Origin of the sequence: Streptomyces sp. NPDC051662 (genome assembly GCF_040681655.1) — a bacterium.
In the GTDB taxonomy this organism is placed as follows: Bacteria; Actinomycetota; Actinomycetes; order Streptomycetales; family Streptomycetaceae; genus Streptomyces.
Map to the genome: position 1 here is coordinate 490,790 of NZ_JBFAZD010000001.1, position 18,747 is coordinate 509,536.

Genomic DNA, 18,747 nt, shown 5'->3' on the forward strand with positions numbered 1-18,747 from the left:
TTCAGCTCCCGTCGGAGGGTACGGAGACGGGCGCGGGTACGGGTAGGGGCGCGGGTACGGAGACGGGCGCGGGTACGGGTACGGGCGCGACCTCCACCGGAACCGGCTCGGAGGCCGGGCCGTCGCCCGGGCCGTCCAACGGCCCGTCGGCCCCGTCCTCGGCCGGCACGTCGAAGCGGTAGCCGACACCCCAGACCGTCCGGATCAGCCGGGGCCTGGCCGGATCGTCCTCGATCTTGCCGCGCAGCCGCCGTACATGCACCGTGACGGTCGACAAGTCGCCGAACTCCCATCCCCAGACGTCGTGCATCAGCGTCTCCCGGCCGATCGCCAGCCCCGGATGGCGCATGAGGTGCGCGAGCAGATCGAACTCGCGCAGCGTGAGCGCGAGCGGCCGGCCGTCCTTGGTGGCGCGGCGGCCCGCCGGGTCGAGGGTGATACCGGCCCGGCGCAGTTCGGGATCCGCGGCCCCGGTCACACGCCGCTGGTCGCCGCCGTGCCGGCGCAGGACGGACTCGACGCGGAGGACCAGTTCCCGGGGGCTGAAGGGCTTGGTGACATAGTCGTCCGCCCCTATCTCCAGCCCGAGGATCCGGTCGTCCTCGTCACCCCGGGCGGTCAGCATGATCACCGGCACGGGCGCGGCGGCCCGCAGCCGCCGGCACACCTCCAGGCCGTCCATGCCGGGGAGCATCAGATCGAGCACCACCAGAGCGGGCGGGCGGGCGGCGGCCAGCCGCAGCGCCTCGGGGCCGTCGGCCGCCCGGTCCACGGAGAGACCGGCCCGTTCCAGATAGCCGGTGACGACCTCGGCGACGGTCGGATCGTCATCGACGACCAGGATGGTGTGCATACGTCCAGTCTCCTCGGGCGGTGGCCGGTGCATCGCCCCTCACCCCTTACGAAACCATGACGGCCGCCGGAGCCATGACGGCCATGGATCGGGCCCCGCACGTCAGAACCGCCACGTCCGGGCCGCCACGTCCGATTCGTTCAAGACCCGCCGGGCCCGCGGTCCTACGGTGACCGCATGACTACCGCTCCACGTACACCACGACTCGACGCCATCGGCCTGGTCGTCTCCGACATGGCCGCCTCGCTCGCCTTCTACCGTCTGCTCGGGGTGGCGGTCCCCGCCGACGCCGACGCCGCGCCCCACGCCGAGGCGACGCTGCCCAGCGGGCTCCGGATCCTCTGGGACACGGAGGAGACCGTCCGCTCCTACGATCCGGGGTGGACCCGGCCGCAGGGCGGCGAGCGGATCGGACTCGCTTTCCTCTGCGCCGGCCCCGCCGAGGTGGACACCACGTACGAGGCGCTGGTCGCGGCCGGGCACACCGGGCATCTGAGGCCCTGGGACGCGGTCTGGGGACAGCGTTACGCGGTGGTACTCGACCCGGACGGCTGCGCGGTCTCCCTCTTCGCGAGCGCCGCGTAGGCACCGAGGGTGAGCCCGGCCAGCTCGCGGGTCTCCCGGGCGAGATGCGCCTGGTCGGCGCAGCCCGCGGCGAGCGCAGCGTCGGTGAAGGGCACCCCTTCCCGTACGAGCGTCAGCGCGCGCTGGAGCCGGAGCACCCGGGCCAGGGTCTTGGGCCCGTAGCCGAAGGCGTCCAGCGAGCGGCGGTGCAGTTGCCGGGCGCCGAGGCCGACGGCGTCCGCGCTGGCGGCGACCGTACGGCCCGCTTCCAGAGCGTCGACGACCGCCCGGAGCCGCGGGTCCGGCGGTCCCGTCACGGCGGCCCGGCGCAGTGCCACGGCTTCCAGGGCCGCCGCCGGGTCCGGGGCCGCCGCCAGCCGGGCGGTGAGCAGGCGTACCTCGGCCGGGGACCACAGGTCGGCCAGCTCCACCCGCCGGTCGCGCAGTTCGTGCGCCGGTACGCCGAGCAGCGCCGGGGCGGTCCCGGGCGCGAAGCGCACTCCGGCGCAGTACAGCCCGGCGATCCCCTCGGGGGCGTACGCGCGGGTGTCGGGGCCCGCGACGAGCAGTCTGCCGCCGATCCACAGCAGGTCCATACAGCCGTCCGGCAGCACGGGATAGGGAGGGGCGCCGTCGTCGGCCCGCGCCGTCCGCGTCCAGACCATCGCGCCGTCCAGCCGCGATGTCCGTTCCTCGTACATACGGATCAGGTTAGTACCCCTCGTCCGGATCTCGGCTGGCTCGTGTGCCCCGGCACCGCGCCTCGCGGTCCGATCCGAACGAAAGGGCTCAAAGCCTCGCCGGGGAGAGGGCCATTGATCCAGAATGGGCGTCCGGCGGGTCCGGCAGGACGTGGGATGTTCCGATCGCGGGGGCGATGATGACGGCACTGATGGAGTTCACCACCGACAGCGGTGCCACCGTCGTGGTGGAGGTCGACCGTGACACACCGGGCGCCAGACCGGTGGCGCGCGGCAACTCCCTCGCGCAGGCGGGGCATACCTTCGGCGAGGCGCTCCAGGGGATCCGGTCGGCCGCGGAATCCGCCCTCGCGGTGTTCCGGGACGGCTCGCTCAAACCGGACGGTGTGGAGCTGGAGTTCGGGGTGAAGCTGATGGCGGAGGCGGGGGCGGTGATCGCCAAGACCTCGGCCGAGGGCCATATGACGGTCAAGCTCTCCTGGAACCCGGGCGCGGTCGACGGCCCGGCCCCCACCGGGGACCCCGGATCGGCGGGGAGTCCGGGAACGGCGGGCCGGTGACGCGCTCCCCGGCCTGGCACGCCAGGATCGACGCCGGCGGGGCGGTGGGCTCCGGCTTCCTCATCTCCGACCGTACGGTGCTGACCTGCGCCCATGTGGTGGCCGGCGACCGGGCCTCGGTGGTCTTCCCCGGTGCCCCGGGGCTCGCCCCCGTACCGGCCAGGGTCGTCGTACGGGGAGACGCCTGGGCGGGCGGGGACCGCGATCCGGGCGATCTGGCCGTGCTGGAGCTGGACCGGCCGCCGGCCCTCGCCCCCGCGGCCTTCGCCCCGCTCGACGCGCCGTACGCCTCGCCCGCGCCGAGACTGGTGGCGTACGGCTTCCCCTACGGGTACGGCGAAGAGGGCGTGCAGAGCGAATTACGCGCCGTCTCCAGCCAGTTGATCCGCGACGAATGGGCACAGCTGGGGGGCTGGCGCGGCTACGGGCAGGAGACCGACCACGGGTTCAGCGGCGCCGCCGTGATGCTGGAGGGCACCGGCACGGTGGCCGGCATGGTCGTCTCGCACGACCCGGTGAGCCACACCAGCCGGATGATCCCCGCGCGGATCCTCGCCCGGCACTGGGCGCCACTCGCCGATCTCGTCCCCACCCCCGGCTATCCGGCGGAGGAGAAGCGGCGGTTGCGCGAACTGGTGGCCCGCGTCGGCTTCCCCGCGCGCGCCGGGGCCCTCGGCGGACTGCTGCGCGCCGCCGCGGGACCGCTGGGCGTCGAGCCGCCGCCCGGTGAGCCGGGCAGCCTCTGGGAGGCGGTCTGGTTTCTGCTGTCGGAGACGCGGCGGCCCGACCCGGGAGCGCTGCCGCTCGCCGAACTCACGGTACGGCTGGCCGGGCTGGTCGATGACGAGACGCTGGGCGCGGAGCTTCGCGACTGGTCCCGGGCGCACCGCGCGCGGCACGACCCACCGCCCGTGGCGCCGCCCGTCCAAAACCACACGGCCATGGGCCTGCTGAGCCACGCGGCACCGGCGCCGTCGTACACGGACGAGCACACGGCGGCGCACACCGCTCCGCACGCGGCGGCGCACGCCGTACCCCTCGCGGCCGAGCACGCCGCACCGTACGCGCCCGCCCCGGCCGTGGCTCCGGTCCCGGGACCTGCCGTCGGGACGCCGCCCGTTCACCCCGCCACCCGCCGCTGGTCGCCGATCCTCGTCGAGATCAAGCGCAGCGGGGCCGACCGCGGCGCGCTGCTGGTCGAGGTGTCCGCGTACCGCGACGGCGGCCGGCGGCTGGTCGCGGAAGAGCGGCTGGCGGAGCGCGAGGTCCGGGCTTGGGTGCTGGACCGTATCGACGACGCGTTCGCCGAGATCGACACCGAGGGCAGGGAGCTGATCGCGTTCGCCCTGCCGCGCCGCTGGCTCAACAAACCGGTCGACCAGTGGAGCGCGCGCAAGGGGATGGGCACACCGCTGGGGTGTGTCGCGCCGGTGGTGGTGATGGATCACGACCGGCGGGCCAACAAGCGGCTCCAGTTCAGGCTGAAGAAGATGTGGGACGTACTCGACCGGCAGCCGGGCTCGGCCGTCTACGGGGTCAACTGCGCGGGCACGGCCAGGCCCGAGTGGCTGACCGTACAACTCCAGGACGTGGTGGGCCCGGTGGGGCTGACCAGACCGCCCAAGGGCCCGCGCGACCGGCTGCACACCGCGGTGCTGGACGCCCCGGCCCCGATCGTGCTGTGGCCGCGCACGGGCTGCGCCGACGGCGCGGCGTGCGGTGGGTCCTGCCGGGGCGCCGCGTTCCTGAACACGCTGGCCGACCAGCTCTCCGTGCTGCCGCCCGGCGATCTGCCCGAGCTGATCTTCGAACTGCGCAAGAGCGCCTTCGGCCATGACGGGCCCGAGCCGCACTGGGCCGCCGACCTCTCCTTCGTCTGGGAGGATCCGCGGTGGTTCCCCGATGTCCCCCCGCTGAGCACGATGCCGGTCGGCTGAGCCTCGGCCGGACAGAGAGCCCGACGCCGCCGAAGCCGAGACCTGGAGAACACGATGCCCCTGTGGCCGGTCTACACCGGAGCCGATGAACCCCACGACGGCATCGGGCGGTTGCCCGAGCCGCCGCCCTGGCGCGCCTTCAACGGCGGTCCCGTGATCGAGCCGCCGCGGGACGACCCGGCGCCCTCGCCGGACCGGGTGCACCGCGCGCAGGCGTACCGCGCGACGCAGGAGAGCGTCCAACTGGTCAATGCCGCCCTGTACTTGCGGCGGCCCCTGCTGGTGACGGGCCCTCCGGGCAGCGGTAAGTCGAGCCTCGCGTACGCGGTGGCACGGGAGTTGGGGCTCGGTCCCGTACTGCGCTGGAACATCACCAGCCGGAGCGCGCTCGGCGACGGCCTCTACCAGTACGACCCGCTCTCCCGGCTCTACGCGGCGGGCCGGGGCCCGGAGGGCGGCGATCCCGAGCACACCAACATCGAGGACCATCTGCGGCTCGGCCCGCTGGGCACGGCGCTGCTGCCGTACGAGCGGCCCCGGGCGCTGCTGATCGACGAGATCGACAAGAGCGATCTCGATCTGCCGAACGATCTGCTGAACGTCCTGGAGGAGGGCCAGTACGAGATCCCCGAGCTGGTGCGCGCCGCGCGGACCCGCTCCACCGCGGAGGTGCTGGTCGCCGACGCGGACCGGCTGGTGGCGCTGGAACGGGGCCGGGTGCGCTGCCGCGCGTTCCCGTTCACCGTCCTGACCAGCAACGGGGAGCGGGAGTTCCCGCCGGCGTTTCTGCGGCGCTGCGTCACGCTGGAGCTGAAGCAGCCCGAGGCGGCGCATCTGGAGGCCATCGTCCGGGCGCATCTGGGCCCGCTCGACGGGCAGGCACGGGAGCTCGTCCAGCGCTTCCTGGAACGGGGCAGCGGCGGTGAGCTGGCGACGGACCAGCTGCTCAACGCCATCTATCTGGCGCGGACTTCGGGGCTCGAAGCGCCCACTCGCGACGAACTCGCGGACCGGCTGATGAGCTATCTGAGCCGGACGCCGGAACCCGATGACTTCTGACCGGGCGCTCTCCGGACCGGCCGCGCTGCGCGAGGTGCTGATGGCGGCGGGCGGTGACCCGCCGACCGGCAGGGAACTGGCCGAGGTGCTGTGGCTGGCGTCTCATGTACGGCCCGAGCCGGACGCCGAGCCCGAAGCCGCCGCCGAGCCCGAGGACGTTCCTCCGCCGCCCGTTGTGGGTGCCGCCCAGCGTAGGCCTATGTTCTCCGACGCCTTTCGGGGCCCGAACCCCGGGGGGATCGCGATGAGCGGGGGGATTCCCCCGGGAGGGGCCGTGCCGGACCCGCCTTCCGGTGCTCCCCGTTCCCCGCACGACTCGGACGACATGTTCGCCCTGTTCAGCCGGGCGGTGCCCCTCCGGCCCCGACCGGCTTCACCGTCCCCGGCTCCGGACGCGCGGACCGAAGTGCTCGCCCCCGCCCCGCCGATGATCTCCCATCCGCTCGCGGTCCAGCGGGCGTTGCGTCCGCTGCGCAGGACCGTGCCGTCGCCGCGCGAACGGGAGCTGGACGAGACGGGCACCGCGCACCGCATCGCCTCGCTCGGCGCCCGGCGCGGGCGGTGGCTGCCCGAGCTGCGGCCCGCACCGGAGCGCTGGCTCCATCTGCGGCTCGTCCTGGACTGCGGCCCGACGATGGCCATGTGGCAGCCGCTCGCGCGCGATCTGTACACGGCCTTCGGGCAGACGGGCGCGTTCCGTACGGTGGAGCTGGTACGGCTCGGCGCGGACGGTTCCGTACCCCCTCGGCAGTGGACCCCCGGGCGGACGATCGTGCTGGTCCTCAGCGACATGATGGGCCCGCAGTGGCGGCCGGAGCTGTTCGGAGCGGCGGGGGACGCGGGACGGCGGTGGTACCCGACGCTGCGCCGCTGGACCCGTGAACTGCCGGTGGCCGTGGTCCAGCCGCTGCCGGAGCGGATGTGGCGGCACACCCCGCCGGAGCCGGTGCCTGGGCTGTTCACGGCGGCCGGTCCCGGCGCCCCCACCACCGCGCTGCGCTTCACACCGTACGACGGCGAGGCACGGGGCATTCCCGTGCCGGTACTCGAACCGACAGCGGAGTGGCTCGGCCACTGGGCCGGGTTGGTGGCCTCCCCCGCCGGAGCCGAATTCCCCGGAGCGGCGGCCCTGTTGCCCGCCGGACCAACGGCCGGTCGTTCCGTAACGCTCCCGGAGGAGGACGGGGAGGACGGGGAGGCCGAGGCCGGCGTGATGTATCTGAACCCGTCGGCCAGGGAGTTGGTGCTGCGCTTCCGCTCGGTCGCCTCCCCGCAGGCGGTCCGGCTGGCGGCCCATCTTGCGGTGGGCCCACCGCACTTGCCGGTGATGCGACTCGTACAGGCGGCCATCGAGGAGCGTCCGCAGCCGCAGCATCTGGCGGAGGTGGTGCTGAGCGGCATGCTCACGGCCGTACCGGGCCCCGCGGGCTCCTACGACTTCCGCCCCGGCGTGCGGGAACTGCTGCTCGGCGCGCTGCCGCGTACGGGACTGGCCCACACGGTCGGCCTGCTCGAACGGGTGGGGGCCGTGATCGAGTCGCGCGCGGGGTCGGCGCGCGGAGAGTTCCGGGCGCTGCTGGCCGGCGGCGGCCCGGCGGGGTACGGCCGGGTGGCGGGCGAGCCGTTCGCGCTGGTGAGCCGCGAGAGCGTACGGCTGCTCCGGGGGGCCGAGCCGGAACCCACGCGGGAGCGCGGTGAAAGGCTGTTGAGCGGGCGGTACCGAGTGGTGGATGTCATCGGACGCGGTACGCGCGGCTTTCTCTGTTGGGCACAGGACCGGGACCGTACCGTCGCCCTCAAGATCTTCGACGGGCCGAGGACGTCACTCGATTCCCAGCTGGCGATGGCGTGGTCGGAGTACGCGTCCACCGCCGAGCTGCGGCACCCCGGTGTCGTGAAGGTCCAGGAGCCCGGCGTGGACGGCGGCGTCGTCTACCTGGTCAGCGAGCCCCTGGAGGGGAGCACTCTCGGCGAACTGCTGGCGGAGAACGGGCACCTTCCGCTCGCCGTGACCGAGATCATCGGTATCGCGTCACAGGTGCTCGACGTTCTCTCCCATGCCGGGGAGAAAGGCGTCCGGCCGGAGCCACCCTCCCTGACGAACATCGTCCGGCTGTCTGACGGCGCGGTGAAGTTCCTCGGGTTCGGGGTCGCACCCCCGGACGACGGAGCCCACCACGAACTCCATGCCTTGGGCCGGGTGCTGCACGAACTCGCCACCGGCTTCGGGTTCGTTGACGCCATGCACGCCCGGATGACGCCGCGTGGGCTGCTGCCCCCCTCACTGGAGGCGCCGATCCTGGATCTCCTCTCCGACGCCCCCGAGACCCGCCGACGCGGCGCCGACGCGCTGAGGTCGCGCGTACCGGGGAGCACCTGGCGGTACGGCGTACTGGGGCCGCTGAGGGCGGTACACGGCGGGCGCGACCGTACGCCCGCCTCGCCCACGGGGCGGGTCGTCCTCAGCAGGCTGCTGCTGGCGAGCGGCGAGCCGGTGTCCCAGGAGGAGTTGGCCCTCGCCCTGGGGATCGAGCGATCGCCGTGGGACGGGACCATTGTCACGGACGCCCTCGATGTCCTGCTGCACGACGGGCATGCCGTGGAGGGACCCGACGGGGCCTACCGTCTCCGGCTCGAAACCGAGTTGGACCTCTCCGTCACGGAACGGCTGGCCGCCGACGCCCGTCTCGCGGCCGAGGCGGGCGATACACAGCGCGCGGCCGGGCTGTACGAGGCGGCTCTCGGGCACTGGTACGGCGAGCCGCTGGCCGGCGTCGACGGCGCGTGGGCGAAGCGGGAGCGCGAGCGGCTGCGCGTATGGCGGCGCTCGTTGGAGGCCGCCCGCGCCGCGCTGCCGGAGCCGGGCACGGCGTGGCCGCAGGCCATGCCCCCGCAACAGGCCTGGGGGTGGCCGCAGCAAGCCGGGGCGTGGCCGCAGCAGGCCGGAGGGTGGCCGCAGGCCATGCCCCCGCAGCAGGCCCCGCAACAGGCCGGGACGTGGCCGCCGGCCATGCGGCAGGCCCCGCCCGAGACCGTCCGGGGCGACGATGTCCACCTCGCCATCGGTGGCGCCGAGTTGTTCGGCATCCCCCGGGACACCCGGACCGAAGCCTCGCTGTTCTTCATCCCCCGGCTCCGGCAGGCGTGCCGGGAGGCGTTCGGCGACCCGGGCGTCTTCGAGGAGCGTGGCACCGCCATGGTGCCCGACACCCTGCTCCGGGTCACCGCCGCACCGGAATACACCCTGGCCCAGGTGCTCGACCGGCTCACCGACCCGTTCGCCCCGATCCTGACCGAGGGGATGTCGCGTCTGCTCTTCCCGCTGCCGGTGGCGCTGACCATCCATCTCCACTCGGGGCCGCCGGACCCCCTGGCGCTGGAACTGGAGCGAAAGTCCCCGGCTCTGGGATCGCTGGGCGGCCTGGGGTTCGGGAAGATCGCCATGACGCTGGGGCTACGGGACGACCTGTACCGGCGCGCCGGCGCGCCGGCGGATTTCCTTCCCTTCGACATCGAGACCGAGGACGGCAGCACGCATGTCGTCTGGTACCGGGTCATTCACTACGCGCCGCCCAAGCCCGCCTCGCGGCCCTCCTGGCTGCGCCGCCTGTTCGGCGGTGGTACCGCCGAGGACGAGGACCCGGAGAGCCGGGGGAATACCGAGAGGCCGCCGGACGGGCGCTGACTCAGACCCGACTCCGGCGCTAACTCCCCTGGCCGTCCCCGCCCTTGTCGCGGCTGTCCCGTGTCCCGTGCAGCCCCGATCTCATCCGCGACTTGAGATCGTCCGGCGGCAGGAACCTGGACCATCGCTCCGGGAACTCCGAGGGCATGTCCGGGTCGGTCACATCGTCGTCCTGCGGCCCGTCCGGCGCCTCCACCCCGGCCGAGCGGGCCACCAGCTCCGCCGCCTGGGCGGCGCGCAGCCGCTCGTTGGCCGCCCGCGCCGCCGCGGTGGCGACCGACGGCCAGACCCGGTCGATGGCGGCGTTGACCGCCGCGCCCACCAGTACCGCGAACGCTGAGACGCCGATCCAGAGCAGCACGGCGATGGGGGCGGCGAGGGAACCGTAGATGGTGGGCCCCTCGACCGCGTTGGAGAGATAGATCCGGAGCAGGAAGCTGCCGAGCACCCACATCCCCAGCGCGACCAGACCGCCGGGAAGGTCCTCGATCCAGCGTGAGCGTGCCGGTACGGACACGTGGTACAGCGTGGTGAGGAAGACGATGGAGAGCAGGATCACCACCGGCCAGTAGAGGACGCTGACGACCTCCGTGCCCCAGGGGATCAGCTCGACGACCCGGTCGGGGCCGACCACCGCGAGCGGCAGCACCACCGCGCCGATCACGATCGCCACGAGATAGAGCAGAAAGGCGAGCAGCCGGGTCGCGACGATGCCGCGCCGGCCGTCGAGCCCGTACATCACGGTGATGGTGTCGACGAAGACATTGACCGCGCGCGAGCCGGACCAGAGGGCGATCGCGAAGCCGAGCGAGATCACATCGGGCCGCCCGCCGTGCGTGATGTCCTTCAGCAGGGGTTTGGCGATCTCGTCGACGCCCCGCTCCGAGAGCACCGTGCCGGCCGCCGAGAGGATGTTCTTCTCGATGGAGGCGACCGTGGTGGTGTTGGTCCAGTCGTCCACATAGCCGAGCAGCCCGATGAGTCCGAGCAGCAACGGGGGCAGCGAGAGCAGTGTGAAGAACGCCGCCTCGGCCGCGAGCCCCAGGATGCGGTACTCGATGCACGAGTTGACGGTGTCCTTCAGCAGCAGCCAGGCCATCTTCCGTTTGGATACGTCGCGATAGAGGACTCGGGCCCGGTGGAGTCGACCCGCTGGTCGCTCGGGTGTTTCTTTTGCTGCCTGCACCTCCTTACCGTATCGGCATGGCAGCGAGCACCCACACAGTGACCAACCAGGTTCCGCCCCTGGTGGGGTACGACGTCTTCAGCGCCGACCGTGCCCTGACCGAGGGCGTGGAGCGGCACAGCGCGCCCGCACTCCTCGACGAGACCCGCGCGGAGCTGACGGCCCTCGGCCGGGCCGCCGGAACCGCCGAGGTCCAGGAGTGGGGTGCGCTGGCCAATGAGAATCCCCCGAAGCTGCGCACCCATGACCGCTACGGGAACCGGATCGACGAGGTGGACTTCCATCCGGCCTGGCATCAGCTGCTGGGGCGCTCGGTCGGCGCGGGGCTGACGGACGCCTGGGGCCGGCCCGGTGGCCATCTGCGCCGTGCGGCCGGCTTCTTCGTCTGGACGCAGGTGGAGGCCGGGAACGGCTGTCCGGTGTCGATGACGCACGCCGCGGTGCCCGCGCTGCGTACGGAGCCCGCGCTGGCCGCCGAGTGGGAGCCGAGGCTGACCTCCCACCGGTACGAGCCGGGGCTGCGGCCCGCGGGTGAGAAGGCCGGCGCGCTCTTCGGGATGGGCATGACGGAGAAGCAGGGAGGCAGCGACGTACGGGCCAACGCGACGCGGGCGGTGCCGCTCGACACGGCCGGGGAGTATCTGCTCACCGGGCACAAGTGGTTCTGTTCGGCGCCGATGTGCGACGGGTTTCTCGTGCTGGCGCAGGCGCCCGGCGGTCTGACCTGCTTCCTCGTACCGCGTGTGCTGGCCGACGGCACCCGCAATGTGTTCCGTGTCCAGCGGCTCAAGGACAAGCTGGGCAACCGCTCCAACGCGTCCGCCGAGGTCGAGTTCGACGGGACGTGGGCGCGCCGGGTCGGCGAGGAGGGCCGCGGGGTGCGCACCATCATCGAGATGGTGGCGGCGACCCGGCTGGACTGTGTGGTGGGCTCGGCCGCGCTGATGCGGCAGGCCCTGGCGCAGGCGGTGCATCACACCACGTATCGCAGCGCGTTCGGCGGTGAGTTGATCGACAAGCCGCTGATGCGCAACGTACTGGCCGATCTGGCGCTGGAGTCGGAGGCGGCGACGACGCTCGCGCTGCGGCTGGCTTCCGCGTACGACACCGTCCAGAACGGCGGCGACGGCGCGGACCGGGAGCGGGCCTTTCTGCGGCTCGCGGTGCCCGCGGCCAAGTACTGGGTGACCAAGCGCTGTACGCCGGTCGTGGCCGAGGCCCTGGAGTGCCTGGGCGGCAACGGCTATGTGGAGGAGTCGGGTATGCCCCGGCTGCTGCGCGAGTCGCCGCTCAACTCGATCTGGGAGGGCTCGGGGAATGTGCAGGCCCTCGACGTACTGCGGGCCCTCCAGCGCGAGCCCGAGGCGCTGAACGCGGTGCTCCGGGAGGTCGGCGAGGCGCGGGGGGCCGATCACCGGCTGGACGGCGCGATCAAGGGGCTGCTGACCGAACTGGCCGACCTGTCCGGCATCGAGGCGCGGGCCCGGCGGCTGGTGGAGCGGCTGGCGCTGGTGCTCCAGGGCTCGCTGCTGGTGCGGTGGGCGCCGCCGGAGGTGGCCGACGCGTTCTGTGCCTCACGGCTGGGCGGGGACTGGGGCGCGGCCTTCGGCACGCTGCCCCACACGCTCGATCTGGCGTCGGTCGTGGACCGGGCACGGCCGGCCGGCTGACGCGGCCCGCCGGACAGGGCTGACGCGCTGTCCGGCGGCAAGCCGGGGTGGCGCCGCGCCGACACGGCACCACCCCTGACTTGTTCTCACTTTCACGTACTCGCCGGTGGTCCGCCAGAGTTGCAGGCCGTTGCAAGCGGGTGCGCTGGATATCCGTAGCGCCGCAGCTGACCCGGGGGCCCGATGAAGGACGTACCGCTGAAGGACATACCGCTGAAGGAGGGGCCGCTCGATCTGACGCGCCTCATGGCCATGGACGGTGCGCGGGCCGCCCGGCTGCTGCATCGCGTACGGGAGGCCGCGCTCGCGGGTGAGCCGCCGCCGGTGGCTCCCCGGCAGGTGATCGAGGCGTCCTGGCGGCGGATGCTCGGGATCGGTCTCGACCCCGACCGGGCCGCTTACGGTGTGCTGCTGGGGCCGGACGAACTGGAGCGGCGCAGACGTGCCTCCGTGCTGAGCGGGGCGATGGACACGCTCAGCGGCGCCCTCCGCGAGATCGTCCACTCCTCGCACCAGGTGATGGTGGTGACGGACGACGAGGGACGGGTGCTGTGGCGGGAGGGCGGTCCCGCCATGCTGCGGCAGGCGAACGGCATCTGTCTGGAAGAGGGCGCCGCCTGGTCCGAGCGGGCCATGGGGACCAACGCGATAGGCACGGCGCTGGCGATGCGCCGGCCGGTACAGGTCCACGCGGCCGAGCACTTCGTGCACGATCTGCACACCTGGACCTGCGCGGCGTCGCCGGTGCACGATCCGCGCGACGGGCGGCTGCTGGGGGTCGTGGATATGAGCGGCCCGGCCACGGGCTTCCATCCGACGACGCTGGCGCTGGTCAGTTCCGTCGCCCGGCTCGCCGAGAGCGAGCTGCGCCAGCGGCACGGCAGGGCCGTGGAGCGGTTACGTTCGGTGGCGGCGCCGATCCTGTGCCGGCTGGGGGGCCGCGCCGTGGCGGTCGACCCCCATGGCTGGACGGCGGCCGTGACGGGCATGCCGCCGGTGGACCGGCTGCCGCTGCCGAAGACGCTGCGGGCCGGCCGGCTGTGGCAGCCCTCGCTGGGCATGTGCACCGTGGAGCCGCTGCCGGGCGGCTGGCTCATACAGGTGGACGAGGAGCGTCCGCCCAGCGAGACGATCAGCCGGGTGGTGCTGGACCTGAGCCGCCCCCGGCGCTGGTCGGTCGCGGTCTCCGGGGCGGCGGGCGGCTGGGCGCAGGAGCTGACCCCGCGCCATGCCGAGCTGCTGTACATCCTGGCGGTGCACAGGACCGGCCGCAGCGCGGCGGAACTGGCCGGCGATGTCTTCGGCGACCCCACCAGGACGGTGACCGTACGGGCCGAGATGTCGCGGGTGCGGCGCCATCTGTCGGGTGTGCTGGCGCACCGGCCCTACCGCTTCAGCGAGGAGGTCGAGGTGGAGGTCGTACGGCCGGCGGACCCCGCCGATCTGCTGCCGCACTCGACGGCCCCCGCGGTGCTCGGCGCACGGCGGCTGCCCTGTCCGTGAGGGGCCGGGTGGTGGCGGGTACGGGGCCGCGTCCCGGGGCGTTACGGCGGCGTGGTTCGCTGGCCGGTATGAGCATCTCTGTGACCACCTGGTCCCTGGAACAGACCTCGCCCGACGATCTGCGGCCCGCCGCGGAGCCCCCGGGCGAGGTGCGGATCGTACGGGCGGAGGTGCCGTCGGCGGAGTTCAGCCGGTTCCTGTACACGGCCGTCGGCGACGATGTGAGCTGGCACGACCGGCTCTCGCTGACGCGGGAGCGGTGGCAGGAGATCGTCGCGGCGCCCGGTGTGGAGACATGGGTGGCGTACGAGCGGGGCACCCCGGCGGGGTATATCGAGCTGGCGGCGCAGGACGGGGCCACGGTCGAGATCGTGTACTTCGGGCTGATCCCGGCCTTCCGGGGCCGACGGATCGGCGGTCATCTGCTGTCGTACGGGGTCGCCAGGGCCTGGGACCTGGCCGAGCGGTGGCCGGGGACGGAACCGACGAAGCGGGTCTGGCTGCACACCTGTTCCAAGGACGGGCCGTATGCCATGGACAACTATCTGCGCCGGGGCTTCAGGCTCTTCGACACCAAGGTCGAGGAGGAGTCCCCGGCCAGTGCGTAAACCCCGGGGGCCCGTGATGGGCGCCACATTGTCTCGCGATATGGGACGACTGAATCCACATAATGGATAGCAGTGGACTGCCCGGAGATCTGCGTGCCACGCTTCCGTCATGTCCCGAGCTGGAATTGCCTTGGTGAGTCGGCTGCACGTCGACCTCGGCCGCATGTCCAGCGCCATCTGTCCGGCGGGCTGAGAGTCCCAGCACCGCCGCGATCCGGAGCGCTCCCGCTCTCTCGTACTTCTCGATTTTCTCGATTTCCTCTCTGAACCATGCCGCGCACCGCCGCGCCCACGCGCGAGTGTGCGGCTCAGAGCCGCCCTCCTGCATGTCTCGAAGGACGTATCCGCCATGGCCGCCACCCCGGAAAAGCCCGCCAGCGCCACGCCACGCCGCAAGGTGAGCCGTCACCGCGGCGAGGGCCAGTGGGCCGTGGGTCACTTCACTCCGCTCAACGGCAATGAGCAGTTCAAGAAGGACGACGACGGCCTCAATGTGCGGGCGCGCATCGAGAACGTCTACTCCAAGGCCGGGTTCGACTCGATCGACCCGAATGATCTGCGCGGCCGGATGCGCTGGTGGGGTCTGTACACCCAGCGCAAGCCCGGGATCGACGGCGGCAAGACCGCGATCCTGGAGCCGGAGGAGCTGGACGACGAGTACTTCATGCTGCGGGTACGGATCGACGGCGGCCGGCTGACCACCGAGCAGCTGCGGGTCATCGGTGAGATCTCGCAGGAGTTCGCGCGCGGGACGGCCGACATCACCGACCGGCAGAACATCCAGTACCACTGGATCCGGATCGAGGACGTGCCGGAGATCTGGAACCGGCTCGAAGCGGTGGGGCTCTCCACGACCGAGGCCTGCGGTGACACCCCCCGGGTGATCCTCGGTTCGCCCGTGGCCGGTATCGCCGAGGACGAGATCATCGACGGCACCCCGGCGATCGACGAGATCCAGCGCCGGATCATCGGCAACCCCGACTTCTCCAATCTGCCGCGCAAGTTCAAGTCCGCGATCTCCGGATCGCCGTCGCTCGACGTGGCGCACGAGATCAACGACATCGCGTTCGTCGGGGTGAACCACCCGGAGCACGGCCCCGGTTTCGACCTCTGGGTCGGCGGCGGGCTCTCCACCAACCCCAAGATCGGCCAGCGGCTCGGTGCCTGGGTGCCGCTCGACGAGATCCCGGACGTCTACACCGGTGTCATCTCGGTCTTCCGTGACTACGGCTACCGCCGGCTGCGCACCCGCGCCCGGCTGAAGTTCCTGCTCGCCGACTGGGGCGCGGAGAAGTTCCGCCGGATCCTGGAGGAGGAGTACCTCAAGCGCGCGCTGGTCGACGGCCCCGCGCCCGAGCAGCCCGTACACCGCTGGCGTGACCATGTCGGTGTGCACCGGCAGCGGGACGGCCGCTTCTACGTCGGGTTCGCGCCGCGCGTCGGCCGGGTCGACGGCGCCACGCTGACGAAGATCGCCGAGCTGGCGGCGGCGCACGGCTCGGGCCGGCTGCGTACCACCGCCGAGCAGAAGATGATCGTCCTCGATGTGGCGGAGGACCGGATCGACTCGCTGGTGACCGGTCTTGAGGCGCTGGACCTGCGGGTCAGTCCGTCACCGTTCCGGCGCGGCACGATGGCCTGCACCGGTATCGAGTTCTGCAAGCTGGCGATCGTCGAGACCAAGCGGCGCGGTGCCACGCTCATCGATGAACTGGAGCGCCGTATCCCGGAGTTCGACGAGCCGATCACGATCAACGTCAATGGCTGCCCGAACGCCTGTGCCCGTATCCAGACCGCGGACATCGGTCTCAAGGGCCAGTTGGTGCTGGACAAGGACGGCAATCAGGTCGAGGGCTTCCAGGTGCATCTGGGCGGCGCGCTGGGCCTGGAGGCCGGATTCGGCCGGAAGGTCCGCGGTCTGAAGGTCACCTCCGAGGAGCTGCCCGACTATGTCGAGCGGGTGCTCGGGCGGTTCCAGAAGGAGCGCGAGGACGGCGAGCGTTTCGCCAGCTGGGCGGCGCGCGCGTCCGAGGAGGCGCTGTCATGAGTGAGCGCGCGGCACCCTTCTACTGCCCGTACTGCGGCGACGAGGACCTCCGTCCGAATGAGCAGGGGCATGGCGCCTGGGAATGCGCGGCATGCAATCGCGCCTTCCAGTTGAAGTTCCTCGGGTTGCTGTCCCGTGGACTCCAACGGAGCGACGGAGGCGAAGAGATATGACGGCACGAACGGAGACCGACGATCCCCGGGCCCTGGCCGAGCGCGCGGGCCGCGAGCTCGAAGACGCCCCGGCCCTGGAGATCCTGACCTGGGCCGTCGACACCTTCGGCGCGCGGTTCTGTGTGACGTCCTCGATGGAGGACGCGGTGGTCGCCCATCTCGCCTCCCGGGTGCGGCCCGGGGTCGATGTGGTCTTCCTCGACACCGGTTACCACTTCCCCGAGACCATCGGCACCCGGGACGCGGTGGACGCCGTGATGGACGTCCGGGTCATCACGCTCACCCCGCACAGGACCGTCGCCGAGCAGGACGCCGAGCACGGCCCCCGGCTGCATGACCGCGACCCCGATCTGTGCTGCGCCCTGCGCAAGGTCGCGCCCCTTGAGGAGGGCCTGGCGGGATACGACGCCTGGGCGACCGGACTGCGCCGCGACGAGTCCCCGACCCGGGCCAACACCCCGGTCGTGGGCTGGGACGAGAAGCGCGGCAAGGTCAAGGTCTCCCCGATCGCCCGGTGGACGCAGGCCGATGTCGACGCCTATGTCACCGAGCACGGGGTGCTCACCAACCCGCTGCTGCTGGACGGTTACGCCTCGGTGGGGTGCGCCCCCTGCACCCGCCGGGTGCTGGAGGGCGAGGACGCGCGCGCCGGCCGCTGGGCCGGACGTGGCAAGACCGAGTGCGGGCTGCACGGATGACGGACCTTCAGGAGGGGCGTGTGAGCACGACGGAGCAGGGCGCGACGGTCTGGCTCACCGGACTGCCGAGCGCGGGCAAGACGACCATCGCGAACGCGCTGGCGGACCGGCTCCGCGCCGAGGGCCACCGCGTCGAGGTGCTGGACGGCGACGAGATCCGGGAGTTCCTCTCCGCGGGCCTCGGCTTCGGCCGCGAGGACCGGCACACCAATGTGCGGCGCGTCGGCTTCGTCGCCGAGCTGCTCGCGTCGAACGGCGTCAAGGCGCTGGTGCCGGTGATCGCGCCGTACGCCGACAGCCGTGAGGCGGTGCGCGAGCACCATCAGGCCGAGGGCACCGGGTATCTGGAGGTGCATGTGGCCACGCCGGTCGAGGTGTGCTCCGTACGCGATGTGAAGGGGCTGTACGCCAAGCAGGCGGCCGGCGAGATCTCCGGGCTGACCGGGGTGGACGACCCCTACGAGGCGCCGGACTCGCCCGATCTGCGAATCGAGTCGCACACCCAGTCCGTTGGGGAGTCCGCCGCCGCGCTCCACGCACTGCTCACCGAGAGGGGTCTCGCGTGACCACCACCGTCGCCGCCGTCACCGAGGGCACGGACGCCCCGTACGCGCTGAGCCATCTGGACGCCCTGGAGTCCGAGGCGGTCCATATCTTCCGCGAGGTGGCGGGCGAGTTCGAGCGGCCGGTGATCCTCTTCTCCGGCGGCAAGGACTCGATCGTCATGCTGCATCTGGCGCTGAAGGCGTTCGCGCCCGCGCCGGTGCCGTTCTCACTGCTCCATGTCGACACCGGGCACAACTTCCCCGAGGTGCTGGACTACCGCGACCGTACGGTGGCCGCTCATGGACTGCGGCTCCATGTCGCGTCCGTCCAGGAGTACATCGACGCGGGGAAGCTGCGCGAGCGGCCCGACGGCACCCGTAATCCGCTCCAGACCGTGCCGCTCACCGAGAAGATCCAGGCCGAGCGGTTCGACGCGGTCTTCGGCGGTGGCCGGCGCGACGAGGAGAAGGCCCGCGCCAAGGAGCGGGTGTTCTCGCTGCGTGACGAGTTCTCGCAGTGGGACCCGCGCCGTCAGCGGCCCGAGCTGTGGCAGCTCTACAACGGCCGGCACGCCCCCGGCGAGCATGTCCGGGTCTTCCCGCTCTCCAACTGGACCGAGCTGGACGTCTGGCAGTACATCGCCCGCGAGGGGATCGAACTCCCGGAGATCTACTTCGCGCACGAGCGCGAGGTCTTCAAGCGCACCGGCATGTGGCTGACCGCCGGGGAGTGGGGCGGCCCCAAGGAGTCCGAGACCGTCGAGAAGCGCCTGGTGCGCTACCGCACGGTCGGTGACATGTCCTGCACCGGCGCCGTCGACTCCGATGCCACCACGCTCGACGCGGTGATCGCCGAGATCGCCGCCTCCCGGCTCACCGAGCGCGGCGCGACCCGCGCCGACGACAAGCTGTCCGAGGCCGCCATGGAAGACCGTAAGCGCGAGGGGTACTTCTAGCC

17 protein-coding genes are annotated in these 18,747 nt (G+C 72.3%); 14 read left to right on the forward strand and 3 right to left on the reverse strand.

Annotated features, from left to right (window positions below):
- Window position 1 precedes the first annotated feature (1 nt).
- On the reverse strand, window positions 2-886 hold the full coding sequence (locus AB0M67_RS02115) for a response regulator transcription factor (RefSeq protein ID WP_365741605.1): 885 nt from the start codon (window positions 884-886) through the stop codon (window positions 2-4).
- 144 nt (window positions 887-1,030) lie between these two features.
- Here AB0M67_RS02115 and AB0M67_RS02120 point away from each other — a divergent pair, with 144 nt between their 5' ends.
- The gene (locus AB0M67_RS02120) at window positions 1,031-1,438 is read left to right on the forward strand and encodes a VOC family protein (protein ID WP_365741606.1); all 408 of its coding nucleotides are present in this window, start codon (window positions 1,031-1,033) and stop codon (window positions 1,436-1,438) included.
- Here AB0M67_RS02120 and AB0M67_RS02125 read toward each other — a convergent pair.
- Window positions 1,378-2,118, reverse strand: a complete 741-nt coding sequence (locus tag AB0M67_RS02125; RefSeq protein WP_365741608.1) for a helix-turn-helix domain-containing protein — start codon at window positions 2,116-2,118, stop codon at window positions 1,378-1,380. The two genes, AB0M67_RS02120 and AB0M67_RS02125, sit on opposite strands and share 61 nt — an antisense overlap.
- Window positions 2,119-2,297: 179 nt before the next feature.
- Here AB0M67_RS02125 and AB0M67_RS02130 point away from each other — a divergent pair, with 179 nt between their 5' ends.
- Genes AB0M67_RS02130 through AB0M67_RS02145 form a run of 4 tightly spaced genes read left to right on the forward strand, consistent with a single transcriptional unit; the run spans window position 2,298 to window position 9,359 of the window.
- Window positions 2,298-2,678 carry a CU044_2847 family protein gene (locus tag AB0M67_RS02130; protein ID WP_365741848.1) on the forward strand — a complete coding sequence of 127 codons (381 nt, stop codon included), beginning with the start codon at window positions 2,298-2,300 and terminating at the stop codon, window positions 2,676-2,678.
- On the forward strand, window positions 2,675-4,615 hold the full coding sequence (locus tag AB0M67_RS02135; protein WP_365741610.1) for a trypsin-like peptidase domain-containing protein: 1,941 nt from the start codon (window positions 2,675-2,677) through the stop codon (window positions 4,613-4,615). Before AB0M67_RS02130 ends, AB0M67_RS02135 begins: the two co-directional genes overlap by 4 nt.
- A gap of 54 nt (window positions 4,616-4,669) precedes the next feature.
- Entirely contained in the window at window positions 4,670-5,674 is a 1,005-nt protein-coding gene (locus tag AB0M67_RS02140; protein WP_365741613.1) for a MoxR family ATPase, read from the forward strand.
- Window positions 5,664-9,359, forward strand: coding sequence for an SAV_2336 N-terminal domain-related protein (locus AB0M67_RS02145; RefSeq protein WP_365741615.1), 3,696 nt, complete (start codon window positions 5,664-5,666; stop codon window positions 9,357-9,359). Before AB0M67_RS02140 ends, AB0M67_RS02145 begins: the two co-directional genes overlap by 11 nt.
- Before the next feature lie 19 nt (window positions 9,360-9,378).
- Here the strand turns inward: AB0M67_RS02145 and AB0M67_RS02150 are convergent, their stop codons facing one another.
- Window positions 9,379-10,545, reverse strand: a complete 1,167-nt coding sequence (locus AB0M67_RS02150; protein WP_365741617.1) for a YihY/virulence factor BrkB family protein — start codon at window positions 10,543-10,545, stop codon at window positions 9,379-9,381.
- Between the two features lie 17 nt (window positions 10,546-10,562).
- On the opposite strand from AB0M67_RS02150, the gene AB0M67_RS02155 reads away from it, so the two are divergent.
- The 9 genes from AB0M67_RS02155 to cysD all read left to right on the forward strand — a co-directional run bounded on the left by AB0M67_RS02155 (window position 10,563) and on the right by cysD (window position 18,745).
- The gene (locus AB0M67_RS02155) at window positions 10,563-12,215 is read left to right on the forward strand and encodes an acyl-CoA dehydrogenase family protein (protein WP_365741619.1); all 1,653 of its coding nucleotides are present in this window, start codon (window positions 10,563-10,565) and stop codon (window positions 12,213-12,215) included.
- A 183-nt stretch (window positions 12,216-12,398) separates the two neighbouring features.
- Window positions 12,399-13,718 (forward strand): GAF domain-containing protein, encoded by a 1,320-nt coding sequence (locus AB0M67_RS02160; RefSeq protein ID WP_365741622.1) that lies wholly within the window; start codon window positions 12,399-12,401, stop codon window positions 13,716-13,718.
- A 68-nt stretch (window positions 13,719-13,786) separates the two neighbouring features.
- Window positions 13,787-14,326 carry a GNAT family N-acetyltransferase gene (locus AB0M67_RS02165; RefSeq protein WP_365741624.1) on the forward strand — a complete coding sequence of 180 codons (540 nt, stop codon included), beginning with the start codon at window positions 13,787-13,789 and terminating at the stop codon, window positions 14,324-14,326.
- Between the two features lie 109 nt (window positions 14,327-14,435).
- A complete protein-coding gene (locus AB0M67_RS02170; protein WP_326614601.1) occupies window positions 14,436-14,519 on the forward strand; it encodes a putative leader peptide in 84 nt (27 codons plus the stop codon).
- 156 nt (window positions 14,520-14,675) lie between these two features.
- Window positions 14,676-16,373 carry a nitrite/sulfite reductase gene (locus AB0M67_RS02175; protein ID WP_365741626.1) on the forward strand — a complete coding sequence of 566 codons (1,698 nt, stop codon included), beginning with the start codon at window positions 14,676-14,678 and terminating at the stop codon, window positions 16,371-16,373.
- A complete protein-coding gene (locus AB0M67_RS02180) occupies window positions 16,370-16,546 on the forward strand; it encodes a hypothetical protein (RefSeq protein WP_165371890.1) in 177 nt (58 codons plus the stop codon). Before AB0M67_RS02175 ends, AB0M67_RS02180 begins: the two co-directional genes overlap by 4 nt.
- The gene (locus tag AB0M67_RS02185; protein WP_365741628.1) at window positions 16,543-17,244 is read left to right on the forward strand and encodes a phosphoadenylyl-sulfate reductase; all 702 of its coding nucleotides are present in this window, start codon (window positions 16,543-16,545) and stop codon (window positions 17,242-17,244) included. Before AB0M67_RS02180 ends, AB0M67_RS02185 begins: the two co-directional genes overlap by 4 nt.
- Window positions 17,245-17,264: 20 nt before the next feature.
- The gene (cysC, locus tag AB0M67_RS02190; RefSeq protein ID WP_365741630.1) at window positions 17,265-17,810 is read left to right on the forward strand and encodes an adenylyl-sulfate kinase; all 546 of its coding nucleotides are present in this window, start codon (window positions 17,265-17,267) and stop codon (window positions 17,808-17,810) included.
- The gene (cysD, locus tag AB0M67_RS02195) at window positions 17,807-18,745 is read left to right on the forward strand and encodes a sulfate adenylyltransferase subunit CysD (RefSeq protein ID WP_365741632.1); all 939 of its coding nucleotides are present in this window, start codon (window positions 17,807-17,809) and stop codon (window positions 18,743-18,745) included. Before cysC ends, cysD begins: the two co-directional genes overlap by 4 nt.
- Window positions 18,746-18,747 lie beyond the last annotated feature (2 nt).

Bases quoted from the DNA above. Each gene is read 5' to 3' on its own strand.
- AB0M67_RS02130 (WP_365741848.1), top strand. From the start codon at position 2,298: ATGACGGCACTGATGGAGTTCACCACCGACAGCGGTGCCACCGTCGTG.
- AB0M67_RS02165 (WP_365741624.1), top strand. From the start codon at position 13,787: ATGAGCATCTCTGTGACCACCTGGTCCCTGGAACAGACCTCGCCCGAC.
- AB0M67_RS02175 (WP_365741626.1), top strand. From the start codon at position 14,676: ATGGCCGCCACCCCGGAAAAGCCCGCCAGCGCCACGCCACGCCGCAAG.
- AB0M67_RS02180 (WP_165371890.1), top strand. From the start codon at position 16,370: ATGAGTGAGCGCGCGGCACCCTTCTACTGCCCGTACTGCGGCGACGAG.
- AB0M67_RS02120 (WP_365741606.1), top strand. From the start codon at position 1,031: ATGACTACCGCTCCACGTACACCACGACTCGACGCCATCGGCCTGGTC.
- AB0M67_RS02115 (WP_365741605.1), bottom strand. From the start codon at position 886: ATGCACCGGCCACCGCCCGAGGAGACTGGACGTATGCACACCATCCTG.
- AB0M67_RS02125 (WP_365741608.1), bottom strand. From the start codon at position 2,118: ATGTACGAGGAACGGACATCGCGGCTGGACGGCGCGATGGTCTGGACG.
- AB0M67_RS02185 (WP_365741628.1), top strand. From the start codon at position 16,543: ATGACGGCACGAACGGAGACCGACGATCCCCGGGCCCTGGCCGAGCGC.
- AB0M67_RS02170 (WP_326614601.1), top strand. From the start codon at position 14,436: ATGTCCCGAGCTGGAATTGCCTTGGTGAGTCGGCTGCACGTCGACCTC.
- AB0M67_RS02155 (WP_365741619.1), top strand. From the start codon at position 10,563: ATGGCAGCGAGCACCCACACAGTGACCAACCAGGTTCCGCCCCTGGTG.
- AB0M67_RS02145 (WP_365741615.1), top strand. From the start codon at position 5,664: ATGACTTCTGACCGGGCGCTCTCCGGACCGGCCGCGCTGCGCGAGGTG.
- AB0M67_RS02140 (WP_365741613.1), top strand. From the start codon at position 4,670: ATGCCCCTGTGGCCGGTCTACACCGGAGCCGATGAACCCCACGACGGC.
- AB0M67_RS02160 (WP_365741622.1), top strand. From the start codon at position 12,399: ATGAAGGACGTACCGCTGAAGGACATACCGCTGAAGGAGGGGCCGCTC.